Below are 21,836 nucleotides of genomic sequence, written 5' to 3' on the forward strand. Positions count from 1 at the left end.
GTGAACCTTTTCACGATATCAGCGGGGGACTGGCGCGCGAGTCGGTGAATATCGGTGTTGGAGAGCCGGAAGGGGGGATTGTGAAATTGTTCACGAAGGGGGAGGGGAGTACAATAAACTAGACCGGATAGCTGCCGGCAAGCGGACTCTACGATTCTCCACTGGTGTGACCAGCATGATTGAACTTAGTTCTGAACATCAGCATTTTATTGACGCTCAGGTGGCAGCTGGCATCTTCCGTGGTCCTAGCGAAGCGATTGGCGAAGCGATTGAGTTGTTGCGATTTGCCGTGAATTCGCACCAACTTGAAACGATTAATAGCATTCGAGCCGGAATGGAAGATGCTGAAGCTGGACGGACCAAGCCTCTTGCGGAGGTTGCAGCCAGTATTCGTGCGCAGTTGCAGGCGCGGCTGTGAAGTATAAAGTCACAGTAACTTCTCAGGCCGAGCGCGAAATGCTCGACCAAGCCTTTTGGTGGGCCGACCACCATTCTGCCGAACAGGCAATTGTTTGGCATGACGGTTTTCAAGCAGCGTTGGAATCGCTAGAGAACCAACCAGAGCGACATCCCAGGTGCGCGGAAAGTAAATACTTTTCAGTTGAGCTCCGCGAGATTCGCTACGGTGTGTCGAATCGCCCTACACATCGCGCCGTATTCTCGATCGGCCAAGATGAAGTGATTGTCTATACAATCCGCCATCTTGCGCGGCAGGAACTTCGTGAAGGCGACTTTTGACGCCTGAGTTGGAATTTACAGCGTCAATTCCCTGCCCATTACTTCCCCACCACCGCCTCCTGCATCTTCTCCCCCAGTCGATCGAGCGCGCGGCTGGAGTCACTCTTCGATAAGTGGACGTGCAGGATGCTGGGGCCCGAGAGGTCGGCCCAGGCGGCGTTCAGGGCGGCGTCGAATTCGCCTTCGGTGCGGACCTCGTAGCCGGTGCCGCCGCCGAGTACTTTGGGGAGTTCGTGGTACTGCCAGGTGTGGATGTCGTTGAACTTGTACTCGCCGGGGTGCAGCAGTCGTTCGGTGCCGTAGCCGCCGTTGTTCAGCACGATGACAATCGCCGGTACGTGGCGGGCGACTAGGTTCGAGAGTTCCATGCCGGTCATCTGGAAGGCGCCGTCGCCAACGATTGCCACGACGCGAGCCGAGGGATCGGCGACCGACGCCCCCAGCGCGGCGGGGACCGCGAAACCCATCGACGTGTAGTAAGCGGGACTGATGAACTCGGTGCGGCCGCGCGTGGTAAGTTCGGTGGAGGAGAACAGGGCATCGCCGATGTCGGCGATCACGATGGTGTCGTCGACCAATTGCTCGTCGAGTCGATCGATCATGCGGATGATGGTGATCTTCGCGTCGGGATCGAGGACGAACTGCTCCTTGTTCCAGTCGGTCGGGGCAGGGGGGAGCGGGTGGTTAGGCTTGGGATCGCGAGCCACGAGGCCGGCGATGAAGTCGTCGAGCCGCACGTTGTGGTAGTGATGGTGACGAATGCGAAGCTCTTCGCTGGTGGCGAGCATGCAGTCGCTCATGTCGAGGTCGGCGGTGTAGATACCGAGATTGATATCGGTCATGAAGGTGCCGAGCATCAGGACGCAGTCGCTCTCTTCTACGTAGCGCGTGATGGCGGGCTCACCGAGGGCTCCTTCGTAGAGACCCATGTACTGCGGATGCGTTTCGGCGACGACACCCTTGCCGAGCATCGTGGCGGCCATCGGCAGCCCCGCCGTCTCGGCCAGCTTCAGCACTTGGTCCTGTAAACCAAAGCGATGAATCTCAACACCCAACAGCAGCACCGGCTGCTTGGCACTCTCGATCCGCTTGGCACACTCTTCCACTGCTTCGGCGAGCGCGCTACGGTCGCTCACGACAACGGGCACTTCGTAGGCGGGCGATGTCGCGGGGCGGACGTGGACCATGTCGCGCGGAATCTCGATGTACACTGGCCGGCTGAAATGCTTGCAGGTGGCGAGCAGACGATCGATTTCGCGGAACGCGGTGTTCGGATCGTTGAGCTCGGTGCCGGCGACGCACAGTTTTTCGAACACGTCGTACTGCGTGCGGAAATTGCGGACCATGTGGTGCAGCAACGGATTGTGGACGCGTTCGCGGAGTCCAGGCGAACCCGTGATCATCACCACCGGCGACTTCTCGGCGTACGCACCGGCGATGGAGTTGCAAACACTCAGTCCGCCCACGCAATAGGTGACGCACAGCGCGCCCATGCCCTTCACGCGAGCGTAAGCATCGGCCGCGAAGCCCGCGCAGTCTTCACGCGTGCAACCCACGGCGTTGATCGAGCTTTCTTCGAGCAACGTGTAGAACGACAGGACGTAGTCGCCCGGGATGCCGAACACGTCGGTGATGCCGTAGTCCTGAAGTCGCTGGATCAGGTACTCGCCGATGGAAGGATTGGTCTCGGTCGCGTGGTGGGCGGGGACGGTCATCGGCATGGCGGCGATCCTTCGGCGGGTGCAAAGAAACGGATAGTGCCAACATTGTAGCACGGCCCGCTGAGTCCGCGAGGATAGCCTCGATGGTCAGTACCGCGATGGAGTAACTTAGAATGGCGCTATCTGGCGGCGCTATCGGGGTCGGAGACCCCTCCCACAAAAACTATTGAGAATGTCATGAAGGATTGGCGATCATCTGCGCCACGTTCTCGCGGGTGACGGGCGCGATCACGCCACGCTCGGTGACGATGCCGGCGATTAGCTCGGCGGGGGCGACGTCGAACGCGGGGTTGTAGACGGACACGCCCTCGGGGGCGAACGACACGCCGCCCGGCGTGGTGATCTCGGCGGGGGCGCGCTCTTCGATGGGGATCTGGTCGCCCGACTCGAGCGAGATGTCGAACGTGGTGCTCGGCGCGGCGATGTAGAACGGCAGGCCATGAGCGCGGCAGTGGAGGGCGACGCCGTAGGTGCCGATCTTGTTGCACGAGTCTCCGTTGGCCGCGATGCGATCGGCACCGACGATCGCCGCCGCGACACGCCCTTCGCGCATTACTTGGGCCGACATCGAATCGCAGATGAGCGTGGCGGGGATTCCGCGCTCTTTGAGTTCCCACATCGTGAGCCGACTCCCTTGCAGTAGCGGGCGGGTCTCGTCGGCGTAAACATGCACGCCGAAGCCACGCCGATGGAGTTCCAACAGCACGGCGAACGCGGTACCATCGCCCCCTGTGGCCAGCGAACCGGTGTTGCAATGCGTGAGGACACCGCTGCCACGCGGGATGGTTTTCTCCAACAGGTCCGCGCCGTGCCGACCGATAGCCGCGCACTGCTCCGCATCTTCGGCGTGAATGGCCCGAGCCTCGGCGAGCAATCGCTCGGCGAGGTCCGAGTCACGTGCTTCGTCGGCAACACGCCGCATCCGATCGAGCGCCCAGAATAGGTTGACGGCCGTCGGACGACTGGTGGCCAAATGGTCGCATGCCTGTTGGACAGTATCGTGCGAATCGCGCGCGGCAAGCACCACGCCATACGCGGCCGCGATGCCAATGGCCGGCGCGCCGCGGACCGCGAGCTTCTTAATCGCCCACCACACGTCGTCGACCTTGGTGCAGTCGATCAGCTCGATCTCGGTCGGGAGCTTCGTTTGATCGAGCAAGCGGAGGTGGCCATCGGGGCCGCCGATCCATTCGAGAGTGGGTGTGGGCATGGGGAGAAGGATGTTAATAGTTGAAATGGATTGCTTGTAGCTAACGACGGGAGTCGCTGGTTTATGTCTCGTTGGTGCAGGAGATGGTGTCCCCTCTCCCAGTCCCTCACCCGGGACGGGGAGAGGGGACATCTTCACTAACTCACTCCCGCGCTCTGCACGACTTCAAGATGCTCGCGCAAGAAGCCCTCGAGGTCGCCGCGCTCGATGTCTTCGAGCGTCGTGAAGTACAGCCGTACTCGGTCACGAGTCTCGCCTTCGATGTCGAGCACCTGCGAAGCGGCGAGGTCGGCGACGCGGCCCAGTTGGAACGCTCCCTTGGGGCCGTTCAGCACCAGCTCGACGTTCTCGGGGCGTTTAGTGACGACCGTTGCCCACGGATCGCTATTGCCGGGGACCATCAGGTGCACGAGTACCTTGTTGTTCCACAGGAACTGCCCGCTCGGTGCTACGGCGTGGAGCATCTCGAACACTTCTTCGAGTACCTCGGTCGGCCACGCGACCTTCTTGCCGGGGGCGAAACCTTTGCGCGCGGTGTGCCACTTTTGGCCGAGCACCTTCCACGGCATCAGGTTTTCGGGGTTCTTTTCTTTGCGTTCGGCGAACTCTTTGAAGCCCTCAACGGCGCGTTCGAGGAATCGCCAGAACTCGGGCTTGTCGATTTCGTCGAGCGAGTGGACGGCGAACTGCACTTCCTGCCAAGGGCCGGTGAGGTTCTTGCACTTCACGCGAGGACCGTTGCCGTACGCTTCGATGTCGTCCATGTCGTTGAGCGGTGGCAGTTGCAGGTCGGAGAGCAACTTGTCGCGATCAAACGTCCGTTTGGCGGTGCGGAACTTGAGCCTCACGAGCCACTTCTCGCCGGTGATGGCGTGGAAGAACCAGCCGTCGCTCTTGGTGTGGCCAGTGATTTCGACGATCGAGCGATGGTTCCAGTTGGTCTCGGCAAAGTCGCCAAGGTCCTGGATGGTTCGCTCGATCCGTTCGATGATCTCGCCATCCCATCGGCACGCATCGCCATCGCGAGCGACACGCTCCACCGTGTGCCAGTGGCGGCCATCGACCTCCCACGGCATCTTGGTGTCTTCGCCGACGCGATCGAGATCGACGTCGTCCTTGCGCTCGGCGTCCATGTCCTGCCAGTTGTAGGTCTTCCGCTCTTGGTAAGGCCCTTCGGCCAGCACGGGGGCGAGAGCCGTCGCGGTGTGCGAAACGATCGCGCCCGCCTTCGGCTTCGCCTTGCCCTTTGCGGCGAACTGTTCGACCAGCATCTCGGGCGTGCCACAGGCGACGACCTGGCCACCCTCGCGACCTGCTTCGGGCCCGATGTCGATAAGCCAGTCGGCCGTTTTGATGACGTCGAGGTTGTGCTCGATCACCACGACGGTGTTGCCGAGGTCGACGAGGCGATGCAGCACGTCGAGCAGCTTCGCCAGGTCGTCGAAGTGCAACCCGGTGGTGGGCTCGTCGAGCAAGTAGAGCGTCTGCCCCGTGTCGGGGCGGGCGAGTTCGGCGGCGAGCTTCACCCGCTGCGCTTCGCCACCCGAGAGCGTCGGCGCGCTCTGGCCGAGCGTGAGGTAGTCGAGACCCACGTCGCACAGCGTTTGCAGCGTGCGACGAATCTTGGGAATGTTCTCGAACAGCGCGAGCGCCTCGCGGCAGCTCATCGCCAAAACGTCGGCGATCGACTTGCCACGGTATCGCACCGACAGCGTGTCGGGATTGTACCGCTTGCCTTGGCAGGTCTCGCAGGTGATCCAGACATCGGGCAGGAAGTGCATCTCGACGCAGTATTCACCGGCACCCTCGCACGCGTCGCAGCGACCACCGGCGACGTTGAAGCTGAATTGCCGGGGCGTGTAGCCGCGGAGTTTCGACGCGGGAAGCTGCGAGAACAACTGACGAATCTGGTCGAACACGCCGGTGTAGGTGGCGGGATTCGACGTGGGGGTGCTGCCAAGCGGTTGCTGGTCGACGCGAATCACTTTGTTGATCCGCTCGAGGCCCTCAATCGCATCGTGTGCGCCAGGGACCGTGCCGGCGCGGTGGAGCGTCCGGGCGAGCGAGTTGTAGAGCACGTCTTCGACCAGCGAACTCTTGCCACCGCCAGAAACGCCGGTGACCGCCGTGAGCGTCCCGAGCGGGAACTCGACCGTGACGTTCTTCAGATTGTTGTGGCGAGCGCCGACTACTCGCAGCACGGAGCTCGGGAAGCTGACCGCGGAGTTGTCGGCCTTCTTCTTGCCTTTCGCCTTGCCATTGGCAGGTTGTGTGCGGCGGTTGGTGGGGATGGCGATGTTCTTCTTGCCACTCAGGTAGGGGCCGGTGACGCTGGTGCGACTCTTGGCGACCTGGGCCGGGGTGCCACGGGCGACGATCTCGCCGCCCAGCCGCCCAGCGGCGGGGCCGAAGTCCAACAGCGCGTCGGCGCTCTCGACCACTTCGCGGTCGTGCTCGACGACGAGCAACGTGTTGCCCAGGTCGCGAAGCTTATGCAGCGCGGCGATCAATCGCGTGTTGTCGCGAGGGTGAAGGCCGATGGTCGGTTCGTCGAGCACGTACAGCACACCCACGAGCCCGCTGCCGACCTGGCTCGCGAGACGAATGCGTTGCGACTCGCCACCCGACAGCGTCGGCGCACTGCGGCCGATGGTCAGGTAGTCGAGGCCGACGTCGATGAGGAACGTCAAGCGATTGGTGATCTCGTTGACAATCTCACCAGCGACCTTCTTCTCACGGGCGGTGAGCTTCCATCGCTTCATCTCGGCGAGCAGTTCGCCCAGCGGCGTGCGGCTGATTTGTTCGATGGTCTGATCATGGAACCGCACGGCCGACGCGTCGTCACGCAGGCGACTTCCGCCGCACTCGCTGCATTCGATCTCGCCAACGAGGTGCTCGAGCGCGGTCCGTAGCCGCACCGAGAGCTTCGAGGCTTCTTCGAGCGCGGGATAGAGTCCTTTGAATTGGAAGCGGCAGAGCGGATGAGCGGTAGCGTTTTTGCCCCCCGCCGACTGCCCACCTGCCACTTCGACCCATTCCTCCCCCGTGCCATAAAGCAACACGCGCCGCTGCTTCGCGGAGAGCTTGTTGTAGGGCACATCGATGGGAAGGGCGGTGTGATGGCTCAATGCTTCGAGCATCGCCTGGGCGAGCGGCGAACGCAGGTCGGGCCACAAAAGCAGGGCACCCTTCGCCAGCGTGAGCTCTCCATCGCGGAGCAGCGCCGCAGGGTTCGCACCGACCTGGGTGCCGAGACCTTCGCACGCGCCGCACCAGCCCAGCGCGCTGTTGAACGAGAAATTGTGAGGCGATAACGCCGTGAAACTGCGACCGCACGATTCGCACGCGAGGTGCTGGCTGTGGGTTTTCGTCACCCAGCGTGGCTCGGGGGTCTTTTCGTCGGCGTACGCCACACGCAGCACGCCCTTACCAACCGACAGGGCGCTCTCGACGCTCTCGGCGAGCCGCCCTCGACCTTGCTTGTTGATCGCAATGCGGTCGATCACCACGTCCACGTCGTGCTTGCGACGACGGGTGAGCGTCGGCACTTCGTCGATGCCGTACGTCGTGCCATCGATTCGCACGCGAACGTAACCCTGATCGGCGAGCGAGTTCCACAGCTTCTCGTACTGCTCGCCTACTTCGACATCGACCGGCGCGAGGAGGTACATCTTCGTCCCCTCGGGCTCGGACATGATCTTGTCGACGATGTCGTCAACCGTCTGCGTGCCGACGGGCACGTCGCACTCGGGGCAGTAAGGTTGTCCCAGCCGCGCGAGGAGCACGCGGAAGTAGTCGTAGATTTCGGTCACCGTGCCGACGGTCGATCGCGGTGTGTGACCTGTGCTGCGCTGTTCGATGGCGATGGCGGGGGACAGGCCTTCGATGTGTTCGAGCGCCGGTTTCTGCATCTGGCCGACGAACTGCCGGGCGTAGCTGCTAAGGCTCTCGACGTACCGGCGCTGGCCTTCGGCGTAGATGGTGTCCATGGCGAGCGACGTCTTGCCCGAACCGCTGGGGCCGCAGCAAACGGTGAACTGATCGCGGGCGATCTTCACATCGACGCCACGCAGGTTGTGCTGCTCGGCACCGCGGACTTCGATGAATTTGGTTTCCTTCACCGCACCCTTGCTGGCGCGTTTCGCTTTCATGATGGTCGAGTGGGTGCCATCAAGGATCGGAATGAGCGCCTCGCCAGTGTGCGAGCGGAGGGCGCCGGCCTTGCCTTTGTTCTTTCGCGAGTAGTCGGCCACGTCTTCCGGCGTACCGGCGACAACCACCAAGCCGCCATCGCGCCCCCCCTCGGGGCCGATGTCGACCAGCCAGTCGGCGGTTTTGATCACGTCCAGGTTGTGCTCGACCACCAGCACCGTGTTGCCGGCGTCGACGAAGTCGTGCAGGACCTTGAGTAAGAGTTCGATGTCGGCGAAGTGCAGACCGGTGGTGGGTTCGTCGAGCACGTACAGCGTCTTGCCGGTCGACTTCTTCACCAGTTCGCGGGCTAGCTTCACGCGCTGCGCTTCGCCACCCGAGAGCGTGGGCGAGGGCTGGCCGAGCTTCAGGTAGTCGAGGCCCACGGCGTGCAGCGTCAGCAACCTGTCGGCAATCGGCGGAATGGCTTCGAAGTGGGCGAGCGCTTGCTGGATATCCATCTCCAGCACGTCGGAAATGCTCTTGCCCTTGTACTGCACGGAAAGCGTTTCGCGATTGAAGCGATGACCTTCGCAAACGGGGCACGTAACCCAGATGTCGGCGAGGAAGTCCATCTCCAGCTTGTTCGCACCGTTGCCATCGCACGCCTCGCAGCGTCCACCCGCGACGTTGAAGCTGAATCGTCCCGGCTTGAAGCCACGGCGTTTCGACTCAGGCAACTGCGCGTAGAGTTTGCGGATTTCGTCGAACACCTTGATGTAAGTCGCGGGGTTCGAACGCGGTGTGCGGCCAATCGGGGATTGGTCGATCGAGATCATCTTGTCGAGGTTCTCGACACCTTCGATCGAGTCGTGGGAACCCGGCTCGCCGTTGCCCTTCATCAGATCGCGATGCAGCGATTCCATGAGGATGTCGCTCACCAGCGAGCTCTTCCCCGAGCCCGACACGCCGGTGACGCACACAAACTTGCCCAGGGGAATCTCGAAGTCGACTCCCTTCAAGTTGTTGTGCCGTGCGTTCACAATCTTCAGGGCAGGAGAACTGGCCTCGCTTCCGCCTTCCCCCTTCGTCCCTACGCTTTGAATGCGCCGCGTGGCGGGAATGGGGATGGTCCGCGTGCCGGCGAGGAAGGCACCGGTGACGCTCTTGGTGTTTGCCGAAACTTCTTCGGCGGTACCCGTGGCGACGACGTAGCCACCCTTCACGCCGGGACCGGGGCCGAAGTCGACCAAGTGGTCGGCGGCCCGCATGGTGTCTTCATCGTGCTCGACCACGACTACCGTGTTGCCCATGTCGCGAAGCTGTTCGAGCGTCGCGAGCAGGCGATCGTTGTCGCGCGGGTGGAGGCCAATCGACGGTTCGTCGAGAATGTAAAGCACGCCCACCAACCCGCAGCCGATCTGCCCGGCGAGGCGGATACGCTGCGTCTCGCCGCCCGAGAGCGTTGGTGCCGTGCGGTTGAGCGATAGGTACTCGAGCCCCACGTTGCTGAGGAAGCCAAGGCGACCGCGGACTTCTTTGAGCACCTCGGTTGCGATAAGGGCCTGCGAGCCTTGGAGCTCCAGCGCCGTGAAGAACTCGGCGGCGTCGCTCACCGGCAGGTCGCAGACTTGGGGGAGCGACAAGCTCGCACGGTCGGCGAATCGCTCTGCGGTGGTGGCGAGTCGTACCGAGCGGGCCTGTGGATTGAGCCGCGCACCGTTGCACTCGGTGCAACCGAGCACGCGCATGTAGCCTTCGAGCTTCTTGGTTTGCGTGGCGCTCTTGCTGGTGCGGTACTTGTCCAAGAGGTCGGCGACGATGCCTTCGAACTGTCCGCCGTACTTCTGGCTGGTCTTGCCGGCACGCCAGGTGTAGGTGATGTGCTCGTCGCCCGCACCCCACAGCCAAATGCCGCGCTCGTCGTCGGTCAAATCCTGCCAAGGCGTTTCGAGCAGCTTGCCTTCTTCGAGCTCCCACTTCCGCTCGATAGTGTCAGCGACGCCCTTGTAGATGTGTCGCTTCCAACGACCTAGGTCTTTCCAATTGCCAAGAAGCTCAATCGCTCCCTGGGCGAACGACTTCGTGGGGTCGGGCACCAGCAGCGCTGGGTCGAAACTGTAGTACTCGCCCAGGCCGTCGCACTCCAGGCACATGCCTTGCGGGCTGTTGAAGCTGAAGAGTTGCGGCGTCGGCGGGTCGAACGACAATCCACACTTGGTACAGGCGAAGTGACTCGACAGGGCGATGTCCCCTTCGCGAAGTCCGACACGACGCCGCTTGGTGGATTTGGCCACGGGGGCTTCTTCGTCGGCTTCGACCGACACGATCAAATTGCCGCCCGCGAGCCGCAATCCCGCGTCCACTGCTTCGCCGAGTCGCCCACGAAGGTTCGGTCCCATCACCAAGCGGTCGATCACCACCTCGATGTTGTGCCGCATTTGGCGATCGAGCGATTGATCGTCGGACAATTGGACGATGTTGCCATCGATCCGCGCGCGGACGTAGCCCTGTTTCTGCAGGTCTTCAAGCAGATCGCGAAACTCGCCCTTCTGTTGACGGACCACCGGCGCGAGCACGGCGAACTTCGTCTTCGCGGGGAGGGTGAGAATCTGCCCGATGATCTGTTCGCGCGTTTGCGCGGTGATCGGCTGGTCGCACTTGGGACAATGTCCCTGACCCACGCGGGCGTAGAGCACGCGGAGGAAATCATAAATTTCCGTGATCGTGCCGACAGTCGAGCGAGGATTGGTGCCGGACGACTTTTGCGAGATCGAAATCGACGGGCTGAGGCCGGACAGGTGGTCGACGTCCGGCTTGGGCATCTGGCCCAGGAACTGGCGGGCGAAGGTCGACAGGCTTTCGACGTACCGCCGCTGGCCTTCGGCGTAGAGCGTGTCGAACGCGAGCGAGCTTTTGCCCGAACCCGAAACCCCCGTCAAACAGATGAGTTTGTTCCGTGGAAGCCGCACGTCCACATCGCGTAGGTTGTGTTCGCGGGCTCCTTTGATGACGATATCGGATGCGGGCATCGGTCGGGGCGTCCTTGCGGCTGGCGGGCGAATCGGCGGGGCTGGCGCGAACCAAGCATTATACGGCACACGCGTGCACGCGGAAAGATTGTGAAATCGGGAGAGTTAACCATGTTGCGAATGCTCATGCTGCTGGCGGCGGGAATGCTATCGACTTGCGTCCTGGCCCAAGAAGCCGACAAAAAGCCACTGCCATGGGCCAAGGAAATGGCGGAGTTTGCCGCGGCCGATGCCGAGCACCCCATGGCCCCGGGCGGCGTGGTGTTCGTGGGGAGCAGCAGCATTCGGCTTTGGGACCTCGAAAAGAGTTTCTCGGGCATGGACCCGATGCCGCTCAACCGAGGCTTCGGCGGTTCAGTAATGAGCGACACGGTTCGGAATGCCGAACTGCTGGTCCTGAAGCACAAGCCACGGCTGATTCTGGTCTACGCCGGGGACAACGACATCGCGAACGGGAAGACCGCCGAACAAGTGGCGGACGACTTCGCGAAGTTGGTGGAGATCGTCCATAAAGACCTGCCCGACACCCGCATCGCCTACATCGCCATCAAGCCGAGCCTCAGCCGGTGGAAACTCGCCGACAAAATGCAGGACGCCAACGCCAGGATCGCCAAACAGTGCGAAGAGAGCGAGCAGCTAACCTTCATCGACGTCTGGCAACCGATGCTCGACGCCGAAGGCCAACCTCGCGGGGAACTGTTCCGCGAAGATGGGCTGCATTTGAACGACGAGGGATATGAGTTGTGGACTTCGGTCGTGAAGCCTGTGATCGAAGGCGAGTAACTTCTCTCTTCTTTTGATTCACGCAAAGCCGCCAAGCCGCAAAGAAAAAGAAAGGAATGGAGCGTCTTGCTTCTTTTTCTTCCTTCGCGCCTTTGCGTCTTGGCGTGAGACAATGTTCGACTTAGATTCTTGAGTGATAGCATGTCCCTGAGTTGGCACGATTACGAACTGCTCGATTTCGGCGACGGGCGGAAGCTCGAGCGGTTTGGCGACGTCGTGCTCGATCGTCCCTCGCCCCAAGCCTCGGGCAAGCGCACGCTCGACGCGGACAACTGGCGCGAAGCAAGCGCCAAGTTCCTGGGCGACAAAATGGGCGAAGGTAAATGGCGTAAATCAATAGCCGGAGGGCCACGCCCTCCGCGAATGATCGACATTCCCCTTGCTGACGATTTGTCCCTTCAAATGACCATCGACACCCTCCCCACGGGGCAGGTCGGTGTGTTCCCCGAGCAGCTCGACAACTGGCGATGGATCGCCGCGCGGGTGCGGCGTTCGCCACAGCCATGCCGCGTGCTGAACCTGTTTGGCTACACGGGGGCGAGCACGCTGGCCGCCGCCATGGCGGGTGCCGAAGTGACGCACGTCGATGCGTCGAAGCCGGCGGTGGCGCTGGCGCGCGAGAATGCCGCGCAGTCAAACCTTGGCGACGCGCCGATTCGCTGGATTGTCGAAGACGTGGTGAAGTACTGTCGCCGCGAGGTGAAGCGGGGGAGCCAGTACCATGGCATCGTGCTCGATCCACCAACGTACGGCCACGGCCCCGCGGGCGAAGACTGGCGGCTGTCCCGCGACCTGCCGGTGCTGCTGGAACTATGCCGCGAATTGACCGCCGACTCCCGGCAGTTCGTGGTCGCCACGTGCCACACGCCAAGTGTCGGCCCGCCCGAGCTGTCGGCCTACATCGCCGAAGGCCTCTTCGGCCACTGCGGCCAGCCCGCCGCGAGCGGGATGCTCTATCTCAGCACGAGAACGAACCGCCGACTGGAAAGCGGTGTCTATGCTCGCTGGCCGGGGTAGTACTTGCATACGGGACGCTAGCGATGCTTGTGCGTTTGGGAGAGGTGATTCAAAGTTCGGAGCTTCAACTACCAGAGCTTCTCGCAAGAATGCTGCGCGCTCAAGTCGGCGACACGATTTCGGTCTTCGAAACCAAGGACGGGGTCGAGCTGCGCCGGTGTGATGACGAGTTCAGCGGGCAGATGCGGCACGTCCACGAGATTATGAAAGAAGACCGAGAAGTTTTACGTCGGCTTGCTGAGTAGCGAAAGAATCCTCACGGAGGATGCTCTCGCAGCTTCTTGCTCGCCAGCTGCTCTTCATCCTTCGGGCCAAGGCTGTTGCTAAACGGCTTCAGCACCGCCAGCACCACGATCGCCACGATCAGCGCGGCGACCATTAGTTCATACCGTCCGAAGCCAGCGACGGACCCGAGGGCGGCAGCGAGCCAGATGCTGCTGGCGGTCGTTAGGCCTTTGATCTTTTCGCGGTCGTTAAGCTTCAGGATAGTACCAGCCCCGAGGAATCCGACGCCCGCAGCAATGCCTTGCACCACACGTGCCGCCGCGTTGGGATCGCCGCCGGCGATGTACTCCGAAAGCAGCACGAACACCGCAGCGCCGAGCGACACCACCATGTGTGTCCGCAATCCCGCAAACTGCCCCGCGAGCTCGCGCTCCAGTCCAATTACGCCTCCTGCCAACGCGGCGATGGAAAGCCGGAGCAGGTTGTCGCCAAGCAGGTTGAAATCAAAGTCCATGATGGAGTCGCCCTTTCGCCACGCATTCTACTCGGATGGGCGGTCAAAAGGGATGGTGCCGATTGGTTGCCTCGACGACTAAGCAGTTTCCACTAATCGCCACATCCGCTGACGGAGATCCTGCTCGGGATACAGGCAGAACGAGAATTCGCGGGATTCCAGCATCGCGGAGGCGCGGGCGGCTTGGGTGAGTTCGGCGAACTGTGATTCGAGGTGCTGCTTGGTGCTGGCGACCGCTTGGCGAAGGATCGTGTTGGCGTCGTGAATTGCCCGATGTCGTTCGCGGGCATTTTCGTGCGTCTTGGTCTGTTCAATCCACCGTTGCTTCGTAGCTTCCGCCTTCGTGGCATCGGCCGAACAGTCGGCGGGGAGCATTTGCTCGGGGTGCCAGTCGCAGTCGCGAATCTGTTGGCGCAACGCGCTAAGCTGCTCGGCACCAACGTGCTGATGGGCGACGGGGAGTTCGAGCGTTGCCGAAAGCGTCAAATAGGGTGGCGGCGGGCAGCCCCATAAACGACGCGCGAGGTCGTCGGCCACCTCGTCGTACTTCGCGCCGCCGATGCCGTGGAGGAACAAGTCGCCCAGCACCAAACGTGCGAAGAGGGTGGTGGTGAGCGCTCGCGTGCGAATCTTGACGCCCCGCGCCGCGATGTCCGCTAGGCCCTGGGCGACCGCGTCGTGCGACGAGTCGCTGATGGTGGTTGACCACCCGGCGCGGTTCGAGAGTTGAATGGAACTGCCGAGTTGCTTCACGAACAAAGGTCGCCGCGCAGGTTCGTTGACGCACCACACCCACAGTGGGGCCTCGATCCAACCTTGATGCTGGGCGAGGTTCGGCATTGGCTGGGCCTCGCTACGGAGCCCGTGTGCCGCGCGGTAGTCGGTGAGCGCCGCGTTGTACGTCTCGCGGACCCGCGGAGCATCGCGCAGGATCGCCGCGGCGAACTGATAGAACGAGGGCAACTCGCAACACGCGCTCATCGGCAGTTCGAGCGAAGTCGCGCCCCACGAGGCTTCGAGTTCATGCCGAGCTTGGGCAATGGCGAGGCCCGGTCGATTGTCGGTACGATGCAGAGCTTCAAGGACGCTGGGCCACCACTCGCGAACGAGCGGACTGGCGACCAGCGGTTCAATGGCCTGCGTCACTCGCGCGACGAACGAAGCGAACATCTCCGCGTCGTCCACGCGAAGTTCCTCGACCGGAAGGCGTGGCTGGGCGCGGTCCATCGCCACGGCTTCGATCCGAGGCGCTTGGGGCGAACCGGTCGGCACGCGAATGCCGGGCGAGTGGAGCGTGTCGGTGTCGACCACCAGATGGATGCCAACGCCACGATGCTCGCGCGCGAGGCGGCTGAGCATGAAGTTCTTGAACCACACGCCTGGGTGATAAATCTCGGCCTGGTGACCGGTCAGTATGAGCGGAGCATCCGCACCCGGGAGCTCTGGCAGATTGCAATACGTCGACACGTACTGGCGGGCTGCCGTGAGCAGTTCCTGCCGTGCGGTTTTGCGGAGTTCGCCCAGCGACAGCTCGCCAAGATCAAAATGGATACCAGGGCAGGGGGGCGCAATGCGAACCTCCGCGAGCGGTGGCTCGACCAGGGCCGTATTGTCTTCGCGCGGGGCGCGATACCGCCGATATTGTGGCGGTGCGCCCATCAGCATGGTTCGTATCCCGACGCGTACTGCGAACAGCCACAGGGACCGAAGTCGAAGTGGGGCGTTGCCGCCGGTGTGCCGGATTCTTTCAGCCGCACGATGGCGCGGTGAATGACCTCGCGGTAGTGAGCCAAACGACGCTTGGCATCGTCGAGCGCGCCGCCGAAGCTTCGCGTCTCATCCAAGTAGATGAGTGGCACGGCGACTTCGACGATCTTGAGTCCCTTGTAAGCCGCTTCGACCCACAACTCCAAAGGCATCGCGTAGCCGGTCTCGGTGATCTCGATTTGCTTGAGCGCTTCAACGCGGTACGACTTGAAGCCACAGAAGGCGTCGGTGATCGACAGGCCGAGGCACTCGTTGATTTCGTTGGTGATCGTTTGATTGATGTAGCGCCGATCGGCGGGGGCAGCTTCGGACGCGATGTCTTTGGCGTCGAGGTAGCGGCTGCCCGACACGATGTCGATGTCGCCGGTACAGGCTTCGGCGAGGTGGCGGATGCGCTGCGGTTCGTGCTGGCCGTCGCAGTCGATGGTCACCAGCACGTCGTAGCCATTGGCGACCGCGTAGTCGAACGCGGTCTTGAGCGCGGCACCGTAGCCTTTGTTCTTCTCGTGGTGGACGACACGGATATCCCCGCGGGCTTCGAGCCGCTCGCGGGTGCCATCGTTCGAGCCATCATTCACGACCAGCACGTCGCCGGCGTAGAGCACCACTTCGTCGAGCACGGCGTCGACGTGGGCCGCTTCGTTGTAAACGGGCAGGGCAGTCAGGTAGCGAGGTTGGTTCGGCATGTGAACTTCGGTTCGCTTTCGCGATAGCTAGGAAGGACGCGTCGGGGAGTCGCGAAATCCCTTCCAGAGGACCCAGGCGAGCCCTGCCGGGGTGAGGCACGCCTCGGCCGGCGGCCGATTGCTCGTGACTCCCTATTGTAGACGGCTGCCGGGGAGGGGCAAACCCACACGCGAAAACCGCGGCGTTTCAACGGTTATTTTCGTACCAGCCGCACCGGGTCGCGCTCGTTGCGGCTTGCCCAGACCGTAAGTTCGACCTGCTGGGCTGCCAGCCATTCGGCAAGCCGGTCGAGGGCAAACCTTTCGCTAGCGTAATGTCCGGCCAGCACCACGGCGACGCCGGCCGTCCGTGCTTCGAGCAAAGTGTGGAACGTCGCCTCGCCCGTAACGAGCGCGTCGGCCCCTGCGTCCATTGCGGCAGCGAGCAGCGAACCCCCACTGCCGCAAGCCACGGCGACGCGGGCGATCGGTTGCTGGTCGTCGCCGACCACGCGTACGTGATCGAGCCCGAGCAGCGTGCAAGTGTTCGCCGCGAGCCGCGCGAGATTGGTCGGTTCGAGCACGGCACCGCAGCGACCCGCGCCGAGCGTGGAAGTTGGATCGGCTGGATCGTGGGGAACGAGTGGTTCGATCTCGACGAGATTCAGCCCCTCGGCAATCTGGTAATTGATCCCCTCGCCCGCCGAGTCGAGTGCAGTGTGAGGACTGTAGATCGACACTCCCGCGCCGATCAGTTTCCACAGCACCCGGCCCTCGGGCGTCGCGGTGGTCAGTTGCTTCATGGGACGAAACGGAAGCGGATGGTGTGTGATGACTAGATCGGCCCGCTCGGCGATGGCCTCGTCCGCAACGTCCATGGTCAGCGTAAGGCAAGTCATTACGCGATTCACCTGCCGCTCGCCATCGCCAACGATCAAGCCGACGTTGTCCCACTCCTCGGCGAGCGCGGCGGGGGCGAAGGTTTCGAGTAGCTGGCAGACTTCGGCGACGGTGGACATCGGGTGGGCTCCGAGAAGGGGTGGAACTCACTATGATAAATGACCAATGCGGAAGGACCAATGACCAATGCCTGGCGGTTCCCTATTGGTCATTGGACTGTGGGAGGCTCTCCGAGTCCGTCCTTTTGAGCGGGGCATCGGGCTCGGAGAGCCCTCCCACAGTTATGCCCTGTAGGTGTCCTGCTCTCAATCTCCGAACAGATTCCCCAGCGACCCCAGTACCGAACCTTCGCCGCGGCTGGAGCCGCCGGCGGCGGGGGCGTGTTGCAGGACGCGGTTCGCGAGGCGCGAGAATGGCAGGCTTTGCAGCAGCACAGTGCCGGTGCCGCTCAGCGTGGCGAGGAACAATCCTTCGCCTCCGAAGAACATGCTCTTGAGGCTACCGGCTCGCTGGATGTCGTAGTTGATTCCTTCGGTGAACGCCACGATGCAGCCAGTGTCGACACGCAGCGACTCGCCCTTCAGCGTTTTCTTGATGATGGCGCCGCACGCGTGGATGAAGGCGTGGCCGTCGCCCTCGAGCTTCTGGAGGATAAAGCCTTCGCCACCGAAGAAGCCGGCGCCGAGTCGCTTTTGGAACGTAATTCCAATGCGCGTGCCGTAGGCAGCGCAGAGGAAGGCGTCTTTCTGGCAGGTGAGCGTGCCGCCGATCTTGGCCATGTCCAAGGGGACGATCTTGCCGGGGAATGGCGCGGCGAACGCTACACGGCGTTTCTCGTGGGCGTGGTTGGTGAAGTGGGTCATGAAGATCGACTCGCCCGTGAGCGTCCGCTTGCCGGCATCGAGCAGCTTGCCGAACAGCCCCTGGTTGGGCTTGGTGCCATCGCCCATGAACGCCTCGAACGTGATGCCGTCTTCGACGTAGTTCATCGCGCCGGCCTCGGCGACCACGGTCTCGCCCGGATCGAGCTCGATCTCGACGTACTGCATGTCGTCGCCAAACACCTGGTAGTCGACTTCATGGCATTGGGGCATCGCAGGAACTCCAGAGTTCGAGGAACAAGGTCGATTTCAGGCAACTAGCATACGCGAGAAAAGGTTTTTCGGTCGAGAGCGGCGAATATTGGAGAGAAATTCTCCCTAAGAGGTCAAGGACGTAAGAAGAGATTTCTTACCGCGTCCAGCTGCTTGCATTTTCGCGAGATGCTCTCACCCCATCGCCAGCGTTCTTAAGTACATCACCGCCGCTTCGAGTTCGCTTCGCGGCTCGCTAGAGTCGGTCGCCATTGCCGTGAACCATCCGGTGTAGTCGCGGGCGTCGAGCGAGGCGGCGAACGCTGGGAAGTCGGCGGAGCCGCGGCCGAGTTCGACTTGCTCGACGCGACGGGCGCTGAAGTCGTGTACGGCGTCGGTAGCGTAAACGTACGACAGGTACTTGCCTAGCACATCGAGCGCTTCGAGCGGCGACTCTCCTCCGGCGATCAAGTTCGCTGGATTGAGCGCCACGCCGATTGTTCCTTCGGGAAGCTCCCGAAGCACCTCTGCCAGTTCGCGGGTTGGGGCTGCGGTGGTCACGGCCGCAAGCTGCACGCCCAAACGATTCCCATCGTGCGACAGAATCTCAAGCGCCTGCATCAGAGTTTGGCGGCCCGGCGAGTCGGCTTCGGGAAGCTTGCCGAACGCTCGATTCACTAGCATCCGCGCGCCGAGCTTGGCGGCCATGGTCATCGCCTCGCGCGTGGCTTCGAGGCGGCGATCGAGTTCCGTCGGTTCTTCGTAGCCACGCCTCGTGGGGAAACTCACGGCCGCTAGGCGAAGGTTGTAGTCCTCCAGGAGCTTGCGAAACTGGCGAATGCCCGACTGCGAAAGCTCGCCGAGGGGTAGTTCGGTCCGAAGATCGATCTCCACGCCATCGACACCAAGCTCCCCGGCGGTGGTCAGGGCGCGACGTAGCGGCTGGCGTAGGGAGAGGGTTCGCAGTCCGATTTTGCCGGTTGTCACGGTGGGGTGGTTTCTTTTTGTGGCGTTTTGGCAGCACGTGGCGAGGCACAGGGGAACTGCCACGGTACATTTTCACAGCGCGGGTGCCTAGCTCCCGCCGCCATCGTCGTTTCCTTTCAGAGCGTTCCTGCTCGCAGAGATTGCATGCGTCCCGTAATGTTCGTCCTCCGATCGATCCTTAATCTGGTTACCTTCGTTGCCCTCGTGGTTCCGAGTTTCGGAATCCCCGTGAGCCAGACGGCTATTTTTGCTACGTCGTTCCAGGATGACTCCGACGCCAACTACGACCTATGGCCCGACCACTGGACGCGCAAGACCGGTCCCGAGTACCCGCACTATTCGAAGATCGAGATTACTGCCGATCCCACCGCCGAGCAGGGTCGCAGCCTGCAGATTCATCTGGACGGTGGCGGAGCGCACCTATCGACGCCTGCGATGCCGATCCTGCCTAAGTTTGGTTACAAGGTTCATATTCGCGCAAAGGCAGAGCATCTCCAGTACACGAAGCCTCGATTTGTCATCGAGTTTCAGGACCGCTACCAGAAAACGGTGCAGGTCGAGCGAAGCAAGCCGCTGGTGTCGGATGGCCAGTGGCACGAGATCAAAATCGATTCGCTGCGGCCCAAGAGCGACAAGATCGACCGGGCGGTAATCTACCTCGACGCCCCGCGCGAACGCCGGGGCGACATGAGGGGCTTGATCGCCATTGAGCAGATTGTCGTCGAGCGACTTCCCAGCATGGTGGTGAAGACCGGCGCGCTCTACAACGTCTACAACGACTTCAAAGAAGTGAAGGTCGAATGCACGCTCTCCGGCATTCGCGAGCAGAACCCCGAGATTCGCTTCCAGTTGCTCGACGAGACGAGCCGCGAGATTGAAGGGAAGTCGGACACTAAGACGCTCGAAGGGCGATTGATCGTCGAAGATTCGTTCTACGCCGACGATATCGTCGGCGGTATCGGCAATCGTCCGAGCGGGTATGAAGGTACCCAGTACTGGACCCCCGACATCGACGACTATGGGTTCTACAAGATTCGCGTCGAGATGCTTCGCGAAAAAGGAACGGACGATCTGAAGGACCTGCTAAGCGATTACGACCGTCAGCTCGAAGAGCGAGTGATCACGCTCGCCGTGCTTCCGAAGCTTCCGCGGCCGAGCCAGGGCGAGTTCGGTTGGACGTTGCCGCTGGCCGACAAGCCGCTGTCGTTCGAGATCCTGGCCGACCTGTTGCCCCGCGTGGGCGTTCACTGGGTGAAGATGCCGGTGTGGTATCCGGCGGACGATCGCAGCCGCGGTGAGGAGATCATTCGCTTTACCGAACGGACATCGGCCTCGGGCATCGAAGTAGTCGGCATCCTCGACAATCCGCTCGCCGAGAACTGGCAGCTTCGCGACGCCAACGAGCCCTCGGACGTCGCCGACTTGTTGCTCACCGACCCGTCGTTCTGGCAGCCGCAATTCGAACACGTGATGACCCGTCTCAGCCTGCGGCTTCGCTGGTGGCAGTTGGGAAACGATTGGGACACCTCGTTCTATGGCTACTCCGAGCTCTCCGAAAAAATCCTGAGCATTCGCAAGGAACTGTTCCGCTTTGGCCAGGACGTAAAGATGGGGCTTGGCTGGCGTTGGCCTCGTGTGGGCAAAGAGTCCGAGTCGCTGCCGTCGTACGAACAGGCGAGTTGGGAATTCGAACAGATGTCGGCCGAGCCGCCGCTGTCGTCCACGGAGCTGGACGAACAGATGCGGAGATATCCGCGCGGCAAGGGCGAACGATGGGTGTTGGTCGACCCCACGATGGACTCGGAGTTCGATCGCCGGGAAGAGGAACTAACGCCCGACGAGAAGATTCGCCTGCACGAGAATCACGTCCGCGAGTTCGTCCGATCGATGGTCGCCGCGAAGATTCACGGTGCCGATGGCATTTTCGTTGCCAATCCGTTCACCGGACCTGAAGGGGTGATGAACGTCGACGGCACCCCGGGCGAGTTGCTGCTGCCTTGGCGAACGACAGCCAACCTGCTGGGCGGTTGCCGCTATTTGGGGCAACTCGAACTCCCCGGCAAGTGCGTCAATCACGTGTTTCAGAACGCCGATGGTGAAGTCGTAATGATCGTGTGGAACGAAACGCCCATGTCCGAACGCCTATACCTCGGCGAGAAGATCGAGACCATCGACGTCTGGGGCAAACGCACACCGCTGGTCGCTGATCAGCAAGGCGAGGTGACCCTCGAAGTCGATCGCAACCCGAAGTTTGTCTTGGGCTTGCATCCCGAGATCACGGAGTGGCGAATGGCGGTCCAGATCGATCACCGCAACATCCCCAGCGTGTTCAGTCGTCCGCACGACAACAAGGTGAGCGGCATCAATCCGTTCAACCAAGGCATCCGCGGCACGTTTACGATCTTCGTTCCGCAGCGAAACGAGGAAACGGAAGAAGTTGCCGTGGTCGAGGGCGTGCTCCAGGGAGACGCCGTGCCGATGATCGAAGAGCCTCGCAACATGAAGTGGGATATCCTGCCTCGCCGCGGCGAGCTCGCGATTGGTCCGCGCGAGGCGTTCGAGTTGCCAATTCAAATCGTGCTCGACGACGCGACGTACGGCCCGCAACCGGTGCGGATCGACTTTGTGCTCGAAGCCGATCGTGTGTATCGATTTAGCGTGTGGCGTGAGCTGAACGTCGGCATGGGGGATATCCTCATTCGCGTCGCCACGCGAATTGACGAGCGGGGCAACTTAGTAGTCGAGCAGCGAATGGTCAACAATGGCGAACGAACCGCTGATTTCAAGTGCCTGCTGTATGCCCCTATGCGACGACGCAAACAAGGCCAAGTCGTGATGCTTGGGCCCGAAGAGAACGTGAAAATCTACCAGTATCCCAATGGCGAAGAACTGCTCGGCAAGGTACTCAAGCTGCGAGCCGAGGAGATCAATGGCCATCGCGTGTTAATTCATCGTTTCAAAGCCGAGGCTGGCACCGCCAAACCCGCGGGCGAGCCCGTCGTCACCACCCCCAACACCACCCCTGCCACCGGCGCGCTGTAGTTTCCGAAGCCCCCGCAACCGATGGCTCGCT

15 protein-coding genes are annotated in these 21,836 nt (G+C 62.1%); 6 read left to right on the top strand and 9 right to left on the bottom strand.

Annotated elements, in window-relative coordinates; genetic code table 11:
* Positions 1-175: 175 nt before the first annotated feature.
* Together SH292x_RS00670 and SH292x_RS00675 are read left to right on the top strand one after the other, a co-directional pair.
* On the top strand, positions 176-418 hold the full coding sequence (locus tag SH292x_RS00670; protein WP_442483642.1) for a hypothetical protein: 243 nt from the start codon (positions 176-178) through the stop codon (positions 416-418).
* Positions 415-738: a type II toxin-antitoxin system RelE/ParE family toxin gene (locus SH292x_RS00675; protein WP_442483643.1), complete on the top strand. Its 324-nt coding sequence runs from the start codon at positions 415-417 to the stop codon at positions 736-738. The genes SH292x_RS00670 and SH292x_RS00675 overlap by 4 nt, the downstream gene beginning before the upstream one ends.
* A 38-nt stretch (positions 739-776) precedes the next feature.
* Here SH292x_RS00675 and SH292x_RS00680 read toward each other — a convergent pair whose 3' ends face one another.
* The 3 genes from SH292x_RS00680 to uvrA all read right to left on the bottom strand — a co-directional run bounded on the left by SH292x_RS00680 (position 777) and on the right by uvrA (position 10,832).
* Entirely contained in the window at positions 777-2,459 is a 1,683-nt protein-coding gene (locus SH292x_RS00680) for an alpha-keto acid decarboxylase family protein (RefSeq protein WP_442483644.1), read from the bottom strand.
* Between the two features lie 175 nt (positions 2,460-2,634).
* Complete coding sequence (gene mtnA / locus SH292x_RS00685; protein ID WP_442483645.1) at positions 2,635-3,669, bottom strand: S-methyl-5-thioribose-1-phosphate isomerase; 1,035 nt, start codon at positions 3,667-3,669, stop codon at positions 2,635-2,637.
* 137 nt (positions 3,670-3,806) lie between these two features.
* Positions 3,807-10,832 (bottom strand): excinuclease ABC subunit UvrA, encoded by a 7,026-nt coding sequence (gene uvrA / locus SH292x_RS00690; RefSeq protein ID WP_442483646.1) that lies wholly within the window; start codon positions 10,830-10,832, stop codon positions 3,807-3,809.
* Between the two features lie 111 nt (positions 10,833-10,943).
* Here uvrA and SH292x_RS00695 point away from each other — a divergent pair, with 111 nt between their 5' ends.
* From SH292x_RS00695 to SH292x_RS00705, 3 genes are all read left to right on the top strand, one after another.
* The gene (locus SH292x_RS00695; protein WP_442483647.1) at positions 10,944-11,615 is read left to right on the top strand and encodes an SGNH/GDSL hydrolase family protein; all 672 of its coding nucleotides are present in this window, start codon (positions 10,944-10,946) and stop codon (positions 11,613-11,615) included.
* 141 nt (positions 11,616-11,756) lie between these two features.
* Positions 11,757-12,632: a class I SAM-dependent methyltransferase gene (locus tag SH292x_RS00700; protein WP_442483648.1), complete on the top strand. Its 876-nt coding sequence runs from the start codon at positions 11,757-11,759 to the stop codon at positions 12,630-12,632.
* Between the two features lie 23 nt (positions 12,633-12,655).
* Positions 12,656-12,877 (top strand): hypothetical protein, encoded by a 222-nt coding sequence (locus SH292x_RS00705; protein ID WP_442483649.1) that lies wholly within the window; start codon positions 12,656-12,658, stop codon positions 12,875-12,877.
* A gap of 11 nt (positions 12,878-12,888) precedes the next feature.
* Here SH292x_RS00705 and SH292x_RS00710 read toward each other — a convergent pair whose 3' ends face one another.
* From SH292x_RS00710 to SH292x_RS00735, 6 genes are all read right to left on the bottom strand, one after another.
* Positions 12,889-13,371: an MgtC/SapB family protein gene (locus SH292x_RS00710; RefSeq protein WP_442483650.1), complete on the bottom strand. Its 483-nt coding sequence runs from the start codon at positions 13,369-13,371 to the stop codon at positions 12,889-12,891.
* 78 nt (positions 13,372-13,449) lie between these two features.
* Positions 13,450-15,036 carry a hypothetical protein gene (locus tag SH292x_RS00715; protein WP_442483651.1) on the bottom strand — a complete coding sequence of 529 codons (1,587 nt, stop codon included), beginning with the start codon at positions 15,034-15,036 and terminating at the stop codon, positions 13,450-13,452.
* Positions 15,030-15,824 (bottom strand): glycosyltransferase family 2 protein, encoded by a 795-nt coding sequence (locus tag SH292x_RS00720; protein ID WP_442483652.1) that lies wholly within the window; start codon positions 15,822-15,824, stop codon positions 15,030-15,032. The genes SH292x_RS00715 and SH292x_RS00720 overlap by 7 nt, the downstream gene beginning before the upstream one ends.
* Positions 15,825-16,018: 194 nt before the next feature.
* A complete protein-coding gene (locus SH292x_RS00725) occupies positions 16,019-16,822 on the bottom strand; it encodes a Nif3-like dinuclear metal center hexameric protein (RefSeq protein WP_442483653.1) in 804 nt (267 codons plus the stop codon).
* Positions 16,823-17,008: 186 nt separating this feature from the next.
* Positions 17,009-17,797, bottom strand: a complete 789-nt coding sequence (locus SH292x_RS00730) for a TIGR00266 family protein (protein ID WP_442483654.1) — start codon at positions 17,795-17,797, stop codon at positions 17,009-17,011.
* Positions 17,798-17,971: 174 nt separating this feature from the next.
* Positions 17,972-18,763, bottom strand: a complete 792-nt coding sequence (locus SH292x_RS00735) for a sugar phosphate isomerase/epimerase family protein (RefSeq protein ID WP_442483655.1) — start codon at positions 18,761-18,763, stop codon at positions 17,972-17,974.
* A 144-nt stretch (positions 18,764-18,907) separates the two neighbouring features.
* Between SH292x_RS00735 and SH292x_RS00740 the strand changes: the two genes are divergently transcribed.
* The gene (locus SH292x_RS00740) at positions 18,908-21,805 is read left to right on the top strand and encodes a hypothetical protein (RefSeq protein WP_442483656.1); all 2,898 of its coding nucleotides are present in this window, start codon (positions 18,908-18,910) and stop codon (positions 21,803-21,805) included.
* The last annotated feature ends 31 nt before the right edge of the window (positions 21,806-21,836 follow it).

The sequence above is a fragment of the Aeoliella fuhlenseeensis genome (assembly GCF_052161615.1).
GTDB lineage: Bacteria > Planctomycetota > Planctomycetia > Pirellulales > Lacipirellulaceae > Aeoliella.

Excerpts from the sequence above, each read along its gene's own strand:
- uvrA (WP_442483646.1), bottom strand. The coding sequence starts at position 10,832 with ATGCCCGCATCCGATATCGTCATCAAAGGAGCCCGCGAACACAACCTA.
- SH292x_RS00710 (WP_442483650.1), bottom strand. The coding sequence starts at position 13,371 with ATGGACTTTGATTTCAACCTGCTTGGCGACAACCTGCTCCGGCTTTCC.
- SH292x_RS00700 (WP_442483648.1), top strand. The coding sequence starts at position 11,757 with ATGTCCCTGAGTTGGCACGATTACGAACTGCTCGATTTCGGCGACGGG.
- mtnA (WP_442483645.1), bottom strand. The coding sequence starts at position 3,669 with ATGCCCACACCCACTCTCGAATGGATCGGCGGCCCCGATGGCCACCTC.
- SH292x_RS00720 (WP_442483652.1), bottom strand. The coding sequence starts at position 15,824 with ATGCCGAACCAACCTCGCTACCTGACTGCCCTGCCCGTTTACAACGAA.
- SH292x_RS00680 (WP_442483644.1), bottom strand. The coding sequence starts at position 2,459 with ATGCCGATGACCGTCCCCGCCCACCACGCGACCGAGACCAATCCTTCC.
- SH292x_RS00705 (WP_442483649.1), top strand. The coding sequence starts at position 12,656 with ATGCTTGTGCGTTTGGGAGAGGTGATTCAAAGTTCGGAGCTTCAACTA.
- SH292x_RS00670 (WP_442483642.1), top strand. The coding sequence starts at position 176 with ATGATTGAACTTAGTTCTGAACATCAGCATTTTATTGACGCTCAGGTG.
- SH292x_RS00740 (WP_442483656.1), top strand. The coding sequence starts at position 18,908 with ATGCGTCCCGTAATGTTCGTCCTCCGATCGATCCTTAATCTGGTTACC.
- SH292x_RS00695 (WP_442483647.1), top strand. The coding sequence starts at position 10,944 with ATGTTGCGAATGCTCATGCTGCTGGCGGCGGGAATGCTATCGACTTGC.
- SH292x_RS00730 (WP_442483654.1), bottom strand. The coding sequence starts at position 17,797 with ATGCCCCAATGCCATGAAGTCGACTACCAGGTGTTTGGCGACGACATG.
- SH292x_RS00715 (WP_442483651.1), bottom strand. The coding sequence starts at position 15,036 with ATGCTGATGGGCGCACCGCCACAATATCGGCGGTATCGCGCCCCGCGC.
- SH292x_RS00725 (WP_442483653.1), bottom strand. The coding sequence starts at position 16,822 with ATGTCCACCGTCGCCGAAGTCTGCCAGCTACTCGAAACCTTCGCCCCC.